This window comes from Numidum massiliense (assembly GCF_001375555.1).
Classification (GTDB): Bacteria; Bacillota; Bacilli; order Thermoactinomycetales; family Novibacillaceae; genus Numidum; species Numidum massiliense.
Genome location: NZ_CTDZ01000009.1, coordinates 1,457,253 through 1,474,299, shown reverse-complemented (window position 1 = coordinate 1,474,299; position 17,047 = coordinate 1,457,253). Strand labels below are relative to the sequence as shown.

The 17,047-nt window shown below is 53.2% G+C and carries 14 protein-coding genes; 12 read left to right on the top strand and 2 right to left on the bottom strand.

The window, feature by feature from the left end; translation table 11 throughout:
- The 12 genes from BN1247_RS07410 (at nucleotide 1) to BN1247_RS07355 (ending at nucleotide 14,860) form a co-directional block, all read left to right on the top strand.
- Nucleotides 1-789, top strand: coding sequence for a hypothetical protein (locus BN1247_RS07410; RefSeq protein WP_054949810.1), 789 nt, complete (start codon nucleotides 1-3; stop codon nucleotides 787-789).
- 149 nt (nucleotides 790-938) lie between these two features.
- A complete protein-coding gene (gene miaB, locus BN1247_RS07405) occupies nucleotides 939-2,414 on the top strand; it encodes a tRNA (N6-isopentenyl adenosine(37)-C2)-methylthiotransferase MiaB (protein WP_054949809.1) in 1,476 nt (491 codons plus the stop codon).
- Nucleotide 2,415: 1 nt separating this feature from the next.
- Nucleotides 2,416-2,856: a YlbF/YmcA family competence regulator gene (locus tag BN1247_RS07400; protein WP_054949808.1), complete on the top strand. Its 441-nt coding sequence runs from the start codon at nucleotides 2,416-2,418 to the stop codon at nucleotides 2,854-2,856.
- Nucleotides 2,857-2,994: 138 nt separating this feature from the next.
- Complete coding sequence (cotE, locus tag BN1247_RS07395; RefSeq protein WP_054949807.1) at nucleotides 2,995-3,576, top strand: outer spore coat protein CotE; 582 nt, start codon at nucleotides 2,995-2,997, stop codon at nucleotides 3,574-3,576.
- Between the two features lie 230 nt (nucleotides 3,577-3,806).
- The gene (locus BN1247_RS07390; RefSeq protein ID WP_054949806.1) at nucleotides 3,807-5,171 is read left to right on the top strand and encodes a putative amidoligase domain-containing protein; all 1,365 of its coding nucleotides are present in this window, start codon (nucleotides 3,807-3,809) and stop codon (nucleotides 5,169-5,171) included.
- A 143-nt stretch (nucleotides 5,172-5,314) separates the two neighbouring features.
- The gene (gene mutS / locus BN1247_RS07385; protein ID WP_054949805.1) at nucleotides 5,315-7,978 is read left to right on the top strand and encodes a DNA mismatch repair protein MutS; all 2,664 of its coding nucleotides are present in this window, start codon (nucleotides 5,315-5,317) and stop codon (nucleotides 7,976-7,978) included.
- Nucleotides 7,979-8,106: 128 nt separating this feature from the next.
- Nucleotides 8,107-10,167 carry a DNA mismatch repair endonuclease MutL gene (gene mutL / locus BN1247_RS07380; RefSeq protein WP_054949804.1) on the top strand — a complete coding sequence of 687 codons (2,061 nt, stop codon included), beginning with the start codon at nucleotides 8,107-8,109 and terminating at the stop codon, nucleotides 10,165-10,167.
- A gap of 127 nt (nucleotides 10,168-10,294) precedes the next feature.
- On the top strand, nucleotides 10,295-11,053 hold the full coding sequence (locus tag BN1247_RS07375; protein WP_187119742.1) for a class I SAM-dependent methyltransferase: 759 nt from the start codon (nucleotides 10,295-10,297) through the stop codon (nucleotides 11,051-11,053).
- Between the two features lie 81 nt (nucleotides 11,054-11,134).
- Nucleotides 11,135-12,139, top strand: coding sequence for a tRNA (adenosine(37)-N6)-dimethylallyltransferase MiaA (gene miaA, locus BN1247_RS07370; RefSeq protein WP_231633193.1), 1,005 nt, complete (start codon nucleotides 11,135-11,137; stop codon nucleotides 12,137-12,139).
- Nucleotides 12,140-12,183: 44 nt separating this feature from the next.
- Nucleotides 12,184-12,417: an RNA chaperone Hfq gene (gene hfq, locus BN1247_RS07365; protein ID WP_054949802.1), complete on the top strand. Its 234-nt coding sequence runs from the start codon at nucleotides 12,184-12,186 to the stop codon at nucleotides 12,415-12,417.
- Nucleotides 12,418-12,504: 87 nt separating this feature from the next.
- Nucleotides 12,505-13,443, top strand: coding sequence for an AAA family ATPase (locus tag BN1247_RS07360; protein ID WP_054949801.1), 939 nt, complete (start codon nucleotides 12,505-12,507; stop codon nucleotides 13,441-13,443).
- Nucleotides 13,444-13,588: 145 nt separating this feature from the next.
- On the top strand, nucleotides 13,589-14,860 hold the full coding sequence (locus BN1247_RS07355) for a methionine gamma-lyase family protein (RefSeq protein ID WP_054949800.1): 1,272 nt from the start codon (nucleotides 13,589-13,591) through the stop codon (nucleotides 14,858-14,860).
- Nucleotides 14,861-15,138: 278 nt separating this feature from the next.
- Here BN1247_RS07355 and lexA read toward each other — a convergent pair whose 3' ends face one another.
- Both lexA and BN1247_RS07345 read right to left on the bottom strand, forming a co-directional pair.
- The gene (gene lexA / locus BN1247_RS07350; protein WP_054949799.1) at nucleotides 15,139-15,759 is read right to left on the bottom strand and encodes a transcriptional repressor LexA; all 621 of its coding nucleotides are present in this window, start codon (nucleotides 15,757-15,759) and stop codon (nucleotides 15,139-15,141) included.
- An 81-nt stretch (nucleotides 15,760-15,840) separates the two neighbouring features.
- Complete coding sequence (locus BN1247_RS07345; protein WP_054949798.1) at nucleotides 15,841-16,929, bottom strand: tyrosine-type recombinase/integrase; 1,089 nt, start codon at nucleotides 16,927-16,929, stop codon at nucleotides 15,841-15,843.
- Nucleotides 16,930-17,047 lie beyond the last annotated feature (118 nt).

The window sequence follows — 17,047 nt, the reverse complement described above, 5'->3', positions numbered from 1 at the left end:
ATGGAAAGGCAGAAGAAAAAATTAAAAAAGACGTTTCGCTTCTCTTGGTTAAAATCAAAAGGAAAAAAAGGGATCTTTGTGGTAATGGTCGTTTTAATTTTATATGCATTATTAAAAACGATCGGGACACCGCAAAACTTTTTCGGCAAATGGCTCGTGACGTTTCTCACCTCCATCGAGGACATCGTCTTATTTGTCGCTGAAGCTGTGTTCAGTCCCGTCGGTCTCGTACTGATCGTCTGTATTTGGTTGATCAAGACGGGGGATTTATATCAAGTACTGAACAAAGTGCGCTATACAGCTTTCACTAGACACGCCCACCCGGTCGTTACATATGCGACTGCAACGCACACCTCGCCGACCGAGGAAGGAGCGGATCCCGCGACAGTTGACGAATGGCAGCACAATTTGCTCGAGCGCGTCAATCGTGCGAGCGATACTGCTGAGCAAGCGCACTTGCTGGAGCAGCTGTCGATTTACCGTTTATTTACGGCCAAGCCGATCTTGCTGTCTGTGTTGCAATTTTTACATCACTACCGACGCGACGACATTTCTTTCTACCAAGTGGCTCAATTTTTAGCGACGTACGACTGGATCGATCGCACGCGTTTGAGTGGACAAGACTTAGACGTCGAAGCGACCGTACTCGGCTACATTAGCCACCTCGAACATGCCGGCTTAATAATCGCTCACATCACGTTGCAGCCGGCGCGCGACGGCTTTTACGGGACGATTCACAAGGTGAAAGTACCGCGCCACGTGCAAGAAGTGATGGCCGTCTTCCAGTAAGCGGCACGATTTCTGTAGAGCAAAGTGCCGCATGCCGGTCGCATGCCGAAGGCACCTTGTTCGCTTGTCCGAGAACGATCATGCACGGCGAAAACACGGCGAAAATATGTTACAATAGCGGTGAGGTTGCTTGAGAGGAGTTTTTAGCAGTGACGAAACGTACGATTGACTATGCGAAATACTTTACCGCGCCTAACTTAAAAAAAGCGCGGAAACGATATAAAGAAGACATCGAAATTTTGGACTTTGAACAAATTCCGGAAGACGTACGGCACATCGGCGTCGGAAAAAAATATTTGATTAAAACGTATGGCTGTCAAATGAACGAACACGATACGGAGACGATCGCCGGCATTCTCGAACAGATGGGCTATGCGGCGACCGACGACGAAAAGAGCGCCGACGTCATTTTGTTTAACACGTGCGCGATTCGGGAAAACGCCGAGGACAAAGTGTTCGGTGAAATCGGACGCATTAAACCGCTCAAAATCGAGAATCCGGATTTAATTCTCGGCGTGTGTGGCTGTATGTCGCAAGAAGAATCGGTCGTTAACCGCATTTTACAAAAACACCAACACGTCGATCTCATTTTCGGCACGCACAACATTCACCGCCTGCCGCATTTATTGAAAGAGGCGCTGTTTGCGAAAGAGATGGTTGTCGAGGTGTGGTCGAAAGAAGGCGACGTCGTCGAAAACATGCCGAAAGCGCGAGCGAACCGCTTAAAGGCTTGGGTAAACATTATGTACGGGTGCGACAAGTTTTGCACGTACTGTATTGTTCCGTACACGCGCGGCAAAGAACGCAGCCGCCTACCGCAAGACGTGCTCGCCGAGGTGCGCGACTTGGCCCGCCTCGGCTATAAAGAAGTGACGCTCCTCGGGCAAAACGTGAATGCGTACGGCAAGGACTTGACCGACATCGACTACCGCTTCGGGCATCTCATGGACGACATCGCGAAAATCGCTGTTCCGCGCGTGCGCTTTACGACGAGTCACCCGCGCGACTTTGACGACCACCTAATCGAAGTATTAGCGCAAGGGGGCAACTTGGTCGAGCACATCCACCTGCCGGCGCAGTCGGGCAACTCGCTCATGTTAAAGCGGATGGCGCGCAAATATACGCGCGACGACTACATGCGCTTAGTCGAAAAAATAAAAAAGGCGATTCCGAACGTCGTACTGACGACCGACATTATTGTCGGCTTCCCGGGAGAAACGGACGAACAGTTCGCTGACACGCTATCGCTCATGCGCGAAGTGGCGTACGACTCGGCGTTTACGTTCATTTATTCGCCGCGCGAAGGCACCCCTGCAGCGAAGTGGGAAGATACGACACCGCCGGAAGTGAAGAAAGAGCGGTTGCTGCAGTTGAACGAAATACAAGACGCGATCAGCTTGCGCAAAAACGAGCAACTGCGAGGCGAAGTCGTCGAAGTACTCGTCGAGGGTGAAAGTAAGAAGAACGCCGACGTGCTTTCTGGACGGACGCGTTCGAATAAACTCGTCAACTTCCGGGGATCAAAAACGTTGATCGGCCAGTTCGCCGAGGTGCGCATTACCGAACCGAAGACGTATACGCTCGGCGGTACACTCGTCTGTGACGCGCAAAGAGAGGCGCTATGAGATGGTACGGGAACGTGGTCTGGATCATGCGGGTGGACACGCGCATGTGTTGGCTCGGGTGGAGCAGTTTGCGCAAAAACTGCAGCTGACGGATGAGGTGAGCCGCTTTCGCACCGCTGAGCGAAGCGTAAACGACAGTGCACGCGTGCAGCAGTTAATCGCGGACATCAAACGGACGCAAAAAGAGCTCGTCCACGCCGAACATTACGTAAAGCCTGGCTACAAGCAGCGATTAGAACAAAAACTCGCCCAGCTGAACGACGAGTTGGACAACTTGCCGATCGTGCGGGAGTACCAGCAGAGTCAAGTGGAAATGAACGATCTGTTGCAACTAATCCAACATACGATCGCCTCCGGCGTGTCGCAAGCACTCGAGGTAGAAACAGGTGGCGAGGTGCGGAGCGGTTGTGGCAGCGGCGGCCCTTGTGGCTGTAAAAGCTGATCATAGAGGCAACTCTTGCAATCAATTAGTGTATGCATATTGACTAACCTACAGAATCTTTCTGTAGGTTTTTTTTGCACCGTAGTTATTCGCCCTGCATAAACATGTTACTGAACGAACGTTGGAGGAGGTAACATTATGGCGAATACAGATACAGATTTTAGCTTCCGGGAAGTGCTTACGAAAGCCGTCTGTGGCAAAGGTCGTAAGTTTTCACAGGATGCGCACCAGTTAGCTCCGCCTGATTCGATCTCGACCATTTTGGGGGCCTGGATTATCAACCACTCCTTCGAAGCGACCAAAGCGGGGGATGTCATAGAAATTGCGGGGAATTATGACATCAACATTTGGTATTCGTACCAAAAAAACACGAAGACCGACGTAGTGAAGCGCACTGTCTCCTACATCGATCACGTGCCGCTCAGTTACTTCGACAAAAATGTGCGAGAAGGATCGGAGGAAGTGACCGCACTAGCGACGCAGCCGCCAAACTGTATTGAAGCGACGATTACTGACGACTCCAATATGGTCATCGTTCGCGTCGAGCGGGAATTTCATGTAGAAGTGGTCGGCGAAACGAAATTGAACGTCGCCGTCGTCGACAGGGAACTGGACGGCTACGAAGACAAGGAACTAGGCATGGAAGCGTTCACCGATCACGAGCGCCCCGACTTTGAGGATCTCGATCCCGACCTAATCCTCGACGACTTGGACGGCTAACCGCTAGGGAGGCTCTGGGCGCCTCCTTTTCCTTTTTTTCACCAACTTATTGTTCCCTTCATAACATGTCGAGAGACTTTCTTTACACGAACCGTCATTTTCACTATGAGGCACAACATGTGTCTGTCCGTTTTCTATTGAACTTATCCGATATAGTGCAAAAAGTATAGTGCAAAAAGTTTACGAGACACCGTTAAGTGGGTCGTCTTTTCACTGAAAGGAGCATCCACATGACGCTAGTGCAAAGGGAACAATCGCTTGTGACTGACGATCACCGCTTAACTGCGCCGATCGCGTTAGATCACCTGCAAAAAGGTTACCACTTTTCATTATATACATTGAACAGCGAAGAAACGATTTCCCGCTTTCCAACTCGCTTGATCCGCCTCAAACACCTACACTTACACGGGATTCCCGTTCCCGATGCCGGCGCGAGCCGTCAACTCGTTAGGCAGTACGTGATTGGCGTGTTTCAATGTCGTGCACTGTTTGCTTATGTGTCTCACGATCGGGCGCACTGGCTCGCGGGCGGTAAAGTGCAGACGCCGGAACGCTTCAAGGTTGTCAAACGCGCAGAACGGACGAAAGAAGTGCGCACGGTAGAACGGTTAGCGAAACGCGCTGTGTACGCCCTTGGATTAGATTACGGCGTCGTGCGGCTCGGCAAGGCGACGGGAGGAAAGTCGGTCGTGCTCGATGTGTTGGCGCGTCCGAAGTTAACGAGTTATATGACGACCGCTTTTGAGCAGGCGTTTGCCAGCTACGCGAAGCGCTTGCCGGACATCGTGCCGTCGTCAAAGGATGTCCTCCTCGGGACTGACCCGGAATTTATTATGGGCGACGCCACGGGAAGGTTAAAGCTCGCGTCCGATTATTTTCCGTACCGCGGACTCGTCGGTTGCGATGCGATTTGGCGCGGCAGTAACCGGGCCGATAAGCCGATCGTCGAGCTGCGGCCGCGCCCGAGCAACAGTCCGCGGGAACTCGTGCTTAGCTTGCACCGCGCCATGTTGCTAGCGGCCAAAAAAATTAACGACCCTAATGTGCGCTGGTTAGCTGGTGCCCTTCCATATCCGGGCTTTCCGATCGGCGGGCACATTCACTTCAGTCGCGTGCCACTCACTTTTGCTTTCCTACGCGCCCTCGACAACTATTTGGCGCTCCCGCTCGTACTCGTCGAAGACAGGCGCGGCCGCAAGCGGCGCCCAAAATACGGCTTTCTCGGTGATTTCCGAGAAAAGTTGCACGGCGGCTTCGAATACCGGACACTGCCGAGCTGGCTGATCTCGCCGACGCTAACGAAAGGGGTATTTGGCTTAGCTAAACTGATTGCGTGCCATTATCCGTATTTCAATGACTGGCCACTTAGCGACGTTGCGGTTCAAAAAGCATACTACGACGGAAATAAAGAAGTGATCGGCAACATCGTGCCGCGGCTGTGGCGGACGCTTACACAATTCGATACGTATCGTGAAGAACAAAAAAATCTCGATGCGTACTATCAGTTGCTAACATCCGGAAAGACGTGGGACGAAACAGAGGACATTCGGAAGAAGTGGCGCATACCGCCGTTTCACCACAGCCGCAAATTGTAAGCTGTCACGCACTGTAGGTGAAGGGCCACTCGTTGTTATGGTGGGCGATAGGCAAGGGCGATGGGGATAAGAGCCTTTTGTGCCTGTAAATATCCTGCTATACTAATAGAATAAACGTTTTACCTAATACGGAGGATGTGCCCATGTGCGGTTATACACCGATGATTCGCCAATATTTACAAATTAAGGCAGATTACCCCGACTGCTTTCTTTTTTTTCGGCTAGGGGACTTTTACGAGCTGTTTTTTGACGATGCACGCCGCGCGTCGCAAGAGTTAGAGATTACACTGACGAGCCGCGACGGCGGTAAAAAAGAACGCATCCCGATGTGCGGAGTGCCTTACCACTCCGCCGATTCATATATTGCCCGCCTCATTGCGCGCGGCTTTAAAGTGGCTATTTGTGAACAGACGGAAAATCCAGCACAAGCAAAAGGGGTGGTGCGGCGCGAAGTCGTTCGCGTCGTCACGCCAGGAACAGTGCTAGGAGACCAAATGCTCGAGGAGAAACAGAACAACTATTTAGTAGCTGTCGATGAGCGAAGGAATATGTACGGTTTGGCCGCGGCCGACGTATCGACGGGGGAAGTGGCTTATACGGAGCTTGAGTCGCTGCGCGCGCTCCTCGACGAAGTGGCAGCGTACGCGCCAGCCGAAATCGTGACGAGTTCCGAATTTGCAACCGACGATGCCGAGCAGCTTAAGTCGCACTTTTCGGCGCCACTGACAGTGCTGGCGGCAGACGAACTGACGGCCGAAGGAGCAGGCGCGCTACTTAACGCGCAATTTCCAACTCAGAGCGAACAACTGAGCGACGATCCGCTGGCGTATGCGACAGTCGCCTGTTTGCTACACTATCTACATAAGACACAAAAACGGGGCTTCTCTCATTTACAGTCGGTTCATCGTTATGAAACGGACGCCTTTATGGCACTCGACCAGTTTGCGCGCCGCAATTTGGAGTTGACGGCGACGATTCGCGATGGGAAGCGATACGGGTCTTTATTGTGGTTACTCGATCATACGGCGACAGCGATGGGTGGGCGCCTGTTGAAGAAATGGTTGGACAAGCCCCTCTTGAGCGTGCAGGCGATTGAAGAACGGTTAACGGCCGTACAGGTGTTCGTTGACGACATGCTGCTTACGGAAGATGTGCGCGACATTTTAAAGAATGTGTACGACTTAGAGCGGTTGGCAGGCCGGATCGCCTACGGCACCGCCAATGGACGCGATCTCAATGCGCTGAAGCGATCACTAGAACAGTTGCCGACGCTTGCCAACACGCTAAAGCGAGCCGCCCCGTCATTTTACGCGACGCTAGGTGTGCCCGACCTGTGCCAAGATGTGCAGCAAAAAATAGCGGCTGCCCTTGTCGATGACCCCCCTGTTTCCGTTAAGGAGGGCGGCCTCATTCGCGAAGGCTATCGTGCTGAACTCGATCGGCTATTGACGGCAAAGCGCGACGGCAAAGCGTGGCTCACGCGCTTAGAACAAGAAGAACGCGCCGCTACTGGCATTAAGTCGTTAAAAGTTGGTTATAACCGCGTGTTCGGGTACTACTTGGAAGTGACGAAAGCCAATTTACACTTGCTGCCGGAAGGGCGCTATGTGCGGAAGCAGACGCTAGCAAACGCGGAGCGGTTCATTACACCGGAATTGAAGGAGAAGGAGGCACTTATTTTAGAAGCGGAAGAGCGGGCCGTCGAGGTGGAATACGACCTGTTTATTCAATTGCGCGAAGCGGTCGGCACCGAGATTAAACGGTTGCAAACGTTGGCGCAGTGGGTGGCGACGTTAGACGTGTGGCAGTCGCTGGCAACAGTTAGTGCCAAAAACGACTATGTGCGCCCGGAAATCGCCCCTTCCGGGCCACTGCAAATTAAAGAAGGACGCCACCCTGTCGTCGAACAGATGATCGCGAGCGGTGATTTCACGGCGAACGATACGACACTCGATGCGGCAGCAGAGCAAGTTTTACTCATTACCGGACCGAATATGGCGGGGAAGAGTACGTATATGCGGCAAGTGGCGTTAATTGCCACAATGGCGCACATCGGCTGCTTCGTCCCGGCTAGCGCCGCGCGCATACCGCTCGTCGACCGCATTTTTACCCGCATCGGCGCAGCAGACGACCTCGTCTCGGGCCAAAGTACGTTTATGGTAGAAATGGTGGAGACGGAACAGGCGCTGACACAAGCGACGGCGCGCAGCCTCATTTTGTTAGACGAAATCGGCCGCGGCACATCGACGTACGACGGAATGGCGATTGCCCACGCCATCGTCGAGTACATTCACGACCGCGTCGGGGCGATGACGTTATTTTCCACCCACTACCACGAACTGACGCAGCTGGCTGACGAACTGCCGCGCGTGCGCAACGTGCACGCCCGTTGCGAGGAGCGCGGCGGCGAACTGTTGTTTTTGCACCGCATCGAACCGGGGCGCGCCGACCGCAGCTACGGGGTACACGTCGCCGAGCTATCAGGTTTGCCGGACGCGCTAATCGCGCGAGCGCGAGAAGTGTTAGAGGACCTCGAACGGGGGCGTTACGGGGGAGGGACGACGCGTGGGCAATTGAGCTTTGCTTGGCCCGAGCCGGAAACCGAACGTCGTACGGAGCAAGAGGACGAGCCAGCGCGGCAGTTAACAGCGCCGCCAGGGCAAGTAAGCGTAGAAACTGACCCGCGCGTCCGTGGCGTGTTGGCGGAATTGACGGCTTGGGATGTAAATAACCGCACCCCGCTAGAGACGGCTCAGCTCGTCAGCGAACTACAGCGGAAACTTATGCGGGAAAAGCTGAACAGCTAGCGGCGCCCGACGTCGGCGGCTTGCAACGTCACTTAAGGCGGGCAAGTTGGTTTCAAACGCTTGCTGGCAGGATACGGGGAGAGGCATAGGTGGCTGACGTACAAGAATGAAGCAGGAGGTTACACTATATGGAAAAGATCCGTGTGCTCTCCGCGGCGCTGGCGAACCAAATCGCCGCCGGGGAAGTCGTCGAGCGGCCCGCCTCCGTCGTAAAAGAGCTCGTGGAGAACGCACTAGATGCACACAGTACAAAAATTCACATTGCGCTCGAGGAGGGCGGCTTGACCCTCGTCCGCGTGCGCGACGACGGAGACGGAATGGCGAAAGGCGACGTTACACGTGCCTTTATGCGCCATGCGACGAGTAAGATCGCCCATGCGAAAGATTTGTTTAACATCCGCTCACTCGGGTTTCGCGGCGAAGCGTTACCGAGCATCGCTTCGGTTTCCCAACTGCAATGTCGGACGAAAGCAGTGGACGAGGTGGTCGGCACACAAGTTGTCATCCACGGTGGCAATAGTGAAAAAGTAGAAGATGTCGCATGTCCGCAAGGGACAGACATCGAAGTACGCCACCTATTTTACAACACGCCGGCCCGCTTAAAATATTTAAAGACGGTGAACACCGAAATTAGTCACGTCGTGAATGCGGTCAACCGCTTAGCGCTCGCCTACCCCGAAGTTTCTTTTCGCTTAGAACACGACGGGCGAACGTTGTTGCACACGTTGGGCGACGGCAGATTACTGCACGTCATCCAAGCGATCTACGGACAGACGGTAGCGCGCGCGATGCTGGGCATACACGCAGAACATTTAGATTTTTCGTTGGATGGATTTATTTGTAAACCAGAAGTCACGCGCGCCTCTAGGCACTACATGACGACACTCGTCAACGGTCGCTACGTGCGCAGCTATGCGTTGACGCAAGCGATTATCGAGGCGTACCATACACTGTTGCCGATTAACCGCCTACCGCTCGCCGTATTGAACATCCACATGGATCCGCGCCTCATCGACGTTAACGTCCATCCGACGAAATTGGAGGTGCGCTTCAGCAAAGAAAAAACGCTTGCCGAGTGGCTAACGCAAACGATTAAAGAGCGGTTAATGGAAGAATCGCTCATCCCGCAACTCCGTTTCGATACGAGTTCCCCGCGGCAGCAAAAAAGCGTACAAACGGAGTTCCAATTTACCCACGAGGCGATAAAAGAACAACAACCTCATTTTGCGGCCGACGCTCGGCCGGTGAACGGGAACGCGAGCAGGCAACGGCCGACTTCCGCAAGGCCCGATATAAACCCGGGGGAAGGTACAGGTTCATCCGTACCGCGTGCGTCGGATCGTCCCACTGCTGCCACTGACAGTGAATCGAGCAGGGCGAACCGCAAGGACTGGGGGGGCACACGGACAGAGGATCGCGCACAGACAGAGAATCACGAACAGACAGAGAATCACGAACAGACAGATGATCTCGTGCGGCAGGCGACGTCTGACGATGTGAACGACCAACATGCCGAACGGGCGACATCGCATACGCAAAGTTATTCCGCAGCCACACAGACTGGAGACACGTCCGACGCCCCAGCTAGTGCCGTGCAAAGCGCGCAGCGCCTTCCCGACTTAACGCCACTGGCCCAAGTACACGGGACGTATATTGTCGCCCAATCGGCGGACAGTCTGTACCTCATTGATCAACACGCGGCGCACGAACGCGTCTACTACGAATACTTTCGTCGGCGCTTAGCGAACGAGGACCGCCGGTTACAAGAGCTGCTGTTTCCGCTGCAACTTGAATTGACGGCGGAGGAGAGCGCCGTGCTGCACGAGAAGCGTTCGCTGCTGGAGGCGGTCGGCGTCGTACTCGAACCGTTCGGTGAAAAAACGTTTATCGTCCGCTCCCATCCGACGTGGTTTCCACAAGGGCACGAAGAAGCGCTGATCCGCGAGATCGTCGATTGGGTGCTCGAGCACCGCCGCTTATCACTTGCCGACTTGCGCGATGAGAGCGCGGCTCAACTGGCGTGCAAAGCGGCCATTAAAGCGAACAGACACTTGCGTCAAGACGAAATGGACTCGTTGCTCACCCAGTTGCAACGTGCGGCTAACCCGTTTACATGTCCACACGGACGCCCGGTGCTCATCCAATTTACCGCGTACGAATTGGAAAAGTTGTTCAAGCGAGTCATGTAGTGTTATGCATTAATTTGCAATAAATGTCGCTATCGTTTATGATTGGAAACTGTACGATTATGCATAAAAACGATTTTGGGTAAACTGGAGTTAAACCCAACCGCCCATAATAGGTGATGGTATGATTGTGACGACGTCTTATCGCGTAACGCCCCAGTTCGAACAGGAGGCTCGCGCGTTTGCTGCCGCGTGGGGTTGGCCCTACGAACAGCGTAAGAAGTATTCTTTACCCCAAATACGTGCGCGGTTCGGTACCGAGGAGTTAATCGTCCTCTCCGCAAGCGGGGCGCGTTGGGTCGGTGTGGACGAGGCGTTCACTTATCATCCGAGTTTGTCGGTCGTGCGCATTAAACGGTTATTGCGCGGCGAAGGGGATGTGTTCTATGACATCGTCGGGTTGCGGGCGGGCGACTCGTGGCTCGATGCGACGTGTGGCTTTGCGGCCGATGCGATTACCGCGGCGCACATCGTCGGACGGAGCGGCACGGTCGTCGGATTGGAGAGCGAAAAGCGGATCGCCGCTGTCGTCGCGTACGGACTTACCCATTATCCTACGGCGGTGCCGGAAGTAGCGGAAGCGATGCAGCGGGTGCGTATCCGAGCCGTGGATCACCTTTCTTATTTGCGAAAGTGCCCTAATAACGCATATGATTTCGTTTATTTTGATCCGATGTTTCGCCGCGGCGTCACACAGTCCGCGCATATGAACCCGCTCCGCCACTTAGCCGACGACCGCCCTTTGTCCGAAGAAGCGGTACGCGAGGCGCGGCGGGTGGCACGGCGAGCTGTCATTTTAAAAGAGACAGTTGCCAGCGGTGAGTTTACGCGCTTAGGTTTCGAGCTGTTGACAAAGAAAACAGACGGTGTGTGTTACGGTATCATTTAGTGAGGAACTGAGGAACTAGTGAAGGAACAACAAGCACGACAAGCGAATAATGTAAATAATGTAATAGCAAATGAGGTGTCAGTGAAGGAAACGGACGAACGCCTCCCTACGCGAGTGAAAAACGACAAGAAACGAGGAGATAAGCCGCTACTGTTAGTTCTTGTCGGTCCGACAGCCGTAGGAAAAACGGCACTTAGCCTGACGCTAGCGAAAAAGTTTTCCGGGGAAATCATTTCTGCCGATTCGATGCAAGTGTATCGCGGTATGGATATTGGAACTGCGAAAGCGTCGCCGGCCGAGCGCGCACAAGTGCCGCACCATTTGATCGATTGCGTCGACCCGGATTACCCGTATTCCGTGGCGGAGTATCAAAAGTGTGCCCGCGAGGCGATTAGCGATGTCCACGCGCGCGGAAAACTGCCGCTTCTCGTCGGGGGTACTGGGTTGTACGTGCAGGCTGTCACCTCGGCGTACGCGTTTTCCGAGGCTACGGCGAACGAGGTTGTTCGCGCGCGCTGGCACCACTATCGCGAACAGCGCGGTAACGAGGCGCTACACGACAAATTGCGCGAAGTGGATCCCGATTCAGCGGCACGCTTACATCCGAACGACGTACGGCGGATCGTACGCGCGCTAGAAATTTTTGAGACGACCGGGTACACGATGACCGCGTACCATGCGGCACAGCAAAAAAAATCGCCGTACGATTTGCTGTGGATCGGGCTCACGATGGATCGCGCCGTCCTGTACGAACGCATTAACAACCGCGTCGATCAGATGATCGCAGCGGGTATGGTGGACGAAGTTCGCGCTTTGAAAGAAAAAGGATACGCATTAGACCTTGTATCCATGCAAGGTTTAGGGTATAAAGAGATTATAGGGTTTTTAGAAGGGGAGTGGAGCTTAAGCGAGGCGATCGCAGCGATTAAACAAAATACGCGGCGTTATGCGAAACGTCAGTGGTCGTGGTTCCGCCGCAATAAGGATATTTATTGGTGGGATCTGACGGATGAGTCTTCGCGAGAAAAAAAGATTGCACAAATTTGTCAGTTTGTAGCAGGAAAGTTAGTAGGGCATAAAGAATAAGTGAGATAGTCACCTAATATAAAGATACATAGGAGGTTCCTACGTTGAAACAACAGATTAACATCCAGGACACATTTTTAAATCAAATTCGCAAAGAGAGTATTCCGGTGATCATTCATTTGGTAAACGGTTTTCAATTGCGGGGAGTCATTAGAGGGTTTGACAACTTCACTATTGTCATCGAAAGTGACGGAAAACAACAAATGATTTACAAGCACGCGATTTCCACCTTTACACCGAGTCGCTCTGTGTCGTTAGTACAAGATAAGACCGAATAAACCAAGTGATTTCATCACTTGGTTTTTCACCTCTATCTGGGCTCTTGCGTATACTTAAGTTGAGTTCAACGATTGAGGTGAGTACACGTGAGCGAGCACGTCATTACGCGTGAACAACACCGTATTCACGTCGTGTTGCATCAAGGAAAAGATGCTGCGGCCACGCGCGACGGGGCGATCGCCCTTCCGTTCGAACGCGAACAGAAGATGTTGCAAGAAGATCGTACGCTGCAAAACTGCTTGGAAGAGTTGAACTGTTTAGTCGGGCTAAAAAAGATTAAACGGTTCGTGTACGAAATTTACGCGCTGATCAAAATTGGACAGAAGCGGCAACTTGCGGGGTTATCCGCCGAGCAGCAAGTGCTCCACATGGTGTTTAAAGGGAATCCGGGTACCGGTAAGACGACAGTCGCCCGCGTGCTCGGTCGCTTATTTCGCGATATGGGCGTCCTCAGCCAAGGGCATTTAATCGAAGTCGAGCGAGCAGACCTCGTGGGGGAGTATATCGGCCACACGGCGCAACGGACGCGCGAGTGGGTGAAAAAGGCGCTTGGCGGTATTTTGTTCATCGACGAAGCTTATTCGCTCGCCCGCGGCGGCGAGAAAGATTTCGGCAAAGAAGCGGTTGACACGCTCGTCAAAGCAATGGAAGATGAAAAAGATAAATTTATATTGATCCTTGCCGGGTACCCGTTAGAAATGGAGCAATTCTTACTCTCCAATCCCGGGCTGCCATCGCGCTTCCCCGTTCAGATCACTTTTCCCGACTATGCGCTAGATGAGTTAATGTGTATTGCCGACGCGATGCTCGAAGAGCGGCAATACCGGATGACGCCGCAAGCCAAACAGCAGCTCAGGAAGTATTTGCAACTGGCGAGTGCGCACGCCTTGCACAATTTCGGCAATGCGCGCGAAGTTCGTAACCAAATCGAAAAAGCAATTCGCCGCCACGCGTTCCGACTCATGCAGACAGACGTCCCGACGCGCGAGCAACTGATGCAAATTGAAGCGAACGACCTTAGGTGACGTCCGCCACACTCCTCCTGCGCGGGGGAGTTTTTTTATATATGCCCACAACGGTTAAGTGATTATTTAAGTTATCGCGTGATGTTGTTATGTCACGATATCACGATATGATAAATGGATCTATCGATTGCAGAAGGAGAATGAAATGATCAGTCAGTCATCGTTAGTCGCATTCGTCGCTCGAATCGAGCAACAAGTCTTACCCTCTTTTATCCACATTGCGAAGCAGGTCGAACAAAATCAACGTCGCGTGTTAGACGCATTTAAAGCTGAGTACGTGCAAGAATTCCATTTCGCGGCCTCGACCGGTTACGGTTACGGCGACACGGGTCGCGACGCCTTAGAAGCGGTGTACGCCCGCGTGTTCGGGACTGAAGGTGCGATTGTACGCCCGAGCATCACGTCGGGGACTCACGCCATTGCCGCTAGTCTGTTCGGTGTGCTCCGGCCTGGTGACGAACTGTTGTACATAACCGGGAAGCCGTACGACACACTGGAAGAAGTGATCGGGGAAAAAGGTGACGGTAGGGGTTCACTCCGAGATTACGGCATCGTGTATAACGATGTACCCCTAAAAGCGGGGCGTCCCGACTGGGAAGCAATCTCGCGCAGCATCGGTGCGAAGACGAAGTGTATCGGTATTCAGCGTTCGCGCGGCTATAGCGACCGTCCGTCCTTCACCGTGGAAGAAATCGCGGAGATGGTCCGCTTCGTGAAGGAGATTAAAGGAGACGTCATTGTGTTTGTGGACAACTGTTACGGGGAGTTTGTCGAGACGGAAGAGCCCCCACACCGCGGGGCAGACTTAATCGCCGGCTCCTTAATCAAAAACCCGGGCGGCGGCTTGGCAAAATCCGGCGGGTACATCGCCGGCAAGCGTACCTTGCTCGAACAAGTTGCCGCGCGCCTAACTGCGCCGGGTGTCGGAGTGGAAGGCGGTGCCATGTACGGATACACGCGCGACTACTTCCAAGGGTTCTTTCTCGCCCCGCACGTCGTCGGGGAGGCGCTAAAAGGTGCAGTGTTAACCGCTGCTGTGTTAGAAAAGCTCGGGTTTGACACGAGTCCGAGGTGGCATGATACGCGTACCGACCTCATTCAGCAGATCAATTTTGGCAGTGCGGAGGCGCTCGTCGCCTTTTGCCAAGGGATTCAGATGGCCTCGCCGATCGACGCCCATGTGGTGCCCGTTCCTGGTCCAATGCCCGGTTATGAAGATCCGGTCATTATGGCGGCGGGGACGTTTGTGCAAGGGTCGACGATCGAGCTGTCAGTGGACGGGCCACTCCGACCGCCCCACACCGGGTATATGCAAGGCGGTCTAACGTACGCTCACGTGAAAATTGCGCTCGAAACGGCGCTCGCGCACATGGCGGCGCAAGGACAGATAAAGGATGTACCAGCAGGAACTATTTAGCGGTTAACGACTTGTCGAGGCGGTTGCTTACATAATAGGTTTCTAGAGAGGTGGGAACGGGTAAAGAAGATCGTACCCGATATTGAAGATCGTACGAGATAGGGAAGATCGTACGCGATATTAAGGATATCGAGATTAAGGATATCGAGGCACGTGACTAGAAAAGCATGGGAAATCGAATGGAATGAAGAACAGATTGCTGAAGGGAGCCCGCCGCTTTACCGTATGTCGGGCTCCCTTTCATTTTTGACAGGGTTGTGTTCATCTATAAAAAAACATCAATGAATCGTGCGGAACAGTCCAGTAACTTTACCTAAAATCGTCACGTTGCTCAAAAAAATCGGCTCCATCGCATCGTTTTCCGGTTGCAAGCGTATGCGATTTTTTTCTTTGTAAAAACGTTTGACCGTCACTTCGTCTTCATCAGTCATGGCGACGACAACATCTCCGTTAATCGCGTCGTGCTGTTGCCGAACGACGACGTAGTCACCGTCACAAATACCGATATTGATCATGCTTTCCCCTTGCACGCGCAGTAAAAAGGCGTTGTCTCCGTCTCCGACCATGCGCCTCGGCAAGTAATAGTAGTCTTCGACATTTTCCACTGCGGTAATCGGTTCACCCGCTGTCACTTTGCCGAGTAGTGGCACGCGCGTCACGCGTAAATCGAAATCGGCTGCACTGTCTTCATCCAATAGTTCGATCGCGCGCGGCTTCGTCGGATCGCGGCGCAGAACCCCCTTTTTTTCCAAGCGGGACAGATGGCCATGTACCGTCGAACTGGACGCGAGTCCGACTGCTTCGCCAATTTCTCGTACGGACGGGGGGTAGCCTTTCTCGCGCACTTGCTCGCGGATAAAGTCGAGGATCGCTTGCTGGCGCGGCGTCAAATTCGTCATTGTAGTGGACACTCCTTGAGGCAGCTCATTTTTTTTATTATACCAAAAACGTGGACAAAGGACAAACATAAGTTCTTATTGTTAAAAGAAGCGGTCGAGCTGGTCGAGTGCTTGATCTTTTTCCGTATTAATGACGTGCGTATAAATTTCAGTCGTCTGAATGCTCGAATGTCCGAGAATCTCTTGTACGACACGCAAGTTTTCTCCGTTTTTTAGGAGTAACGTCGCGAGTGTGTGGCGTAGTTTGTGCGGCGATATTTTCGCCGACTTGGGCGGTAAACCAGCTGCTTCTACGTATTTTTGTACGACTTCGTACACAGCTTTTCGACTCATGCGTCGGCCGAAGCGGTTGACGAATAGCGCTTTTTGCTCTCGATCTCGAATGAGCGTCGCACGATCCGCCTCATACGCCGCAAGCGCTCCGGTCGCGGTACTGTTCAACTTGAGGACCCGTTCTTTGTTCCCTTTGCCGAGTACAGTGACGTGGGACTCGTTCTCACTCCTTTGGATACTATGCACGTCGAGCTGAACGAGCTCGGAGACGCGCATGCCCGTGTTTAACATGAGCAACATGATCGCGCGATCACGGCTCGCCAATTCAGGGAGGAAGCGGTGGTCGTCTTCGTTTTCGTCGTAGTAGGAAGTGACGGCGTGAATTAAGCGCCGCGCTTCCTCGAGAGAGAGGAAGACTGGCGCCCGCGTTTGCGAACTCGTTTTGAGCGAGCTGTCCTCGAAATCCTGCATCGGGTTGCGAGAAATGTAGCCGTTCTTATCTAAAAAGCGGTACAGCGAATGGAGGGAAGACCGTTTGCGCGCTTTGCCGCTACGCGTATTTTCCCGAAAGTGGGTGCGCGTGATCCACTTCTCTTTTTTTTCGCCTGTCACGCGGTCGGTGTGCGTCGTTTTCACTTCGATCGTCCGTTCATAGCCATTTTCAATATGGCGAAAAAAACCGCGAATGTGTTGCGCTGACACGTCGTCGTAAGCGACGTGTTGTTCGTTTAAATACGTAAAATAGAGGTCAAAATCATAGGCGTAATTCGCAATCGTCCGCTCGGAGCGCTCCGCGCTAATCATTTCATAAAAAAACTCTTGCACCGGCGCTGGGAAGCGGGCGACGATCCGGTTGACACTTTCCGAAAGACGCCGGGAGAAAGGGTGTGTCGTCATTGGCCGAACGCCTCCTTCGTAGACATTGTGGCATCTTCTGCTGTATGTTTAGCATATTGGAAAACGAGATGCAGGACAAGCGCAAGAACTGTCGAGCGGATAAGTGCATGCCGATGAA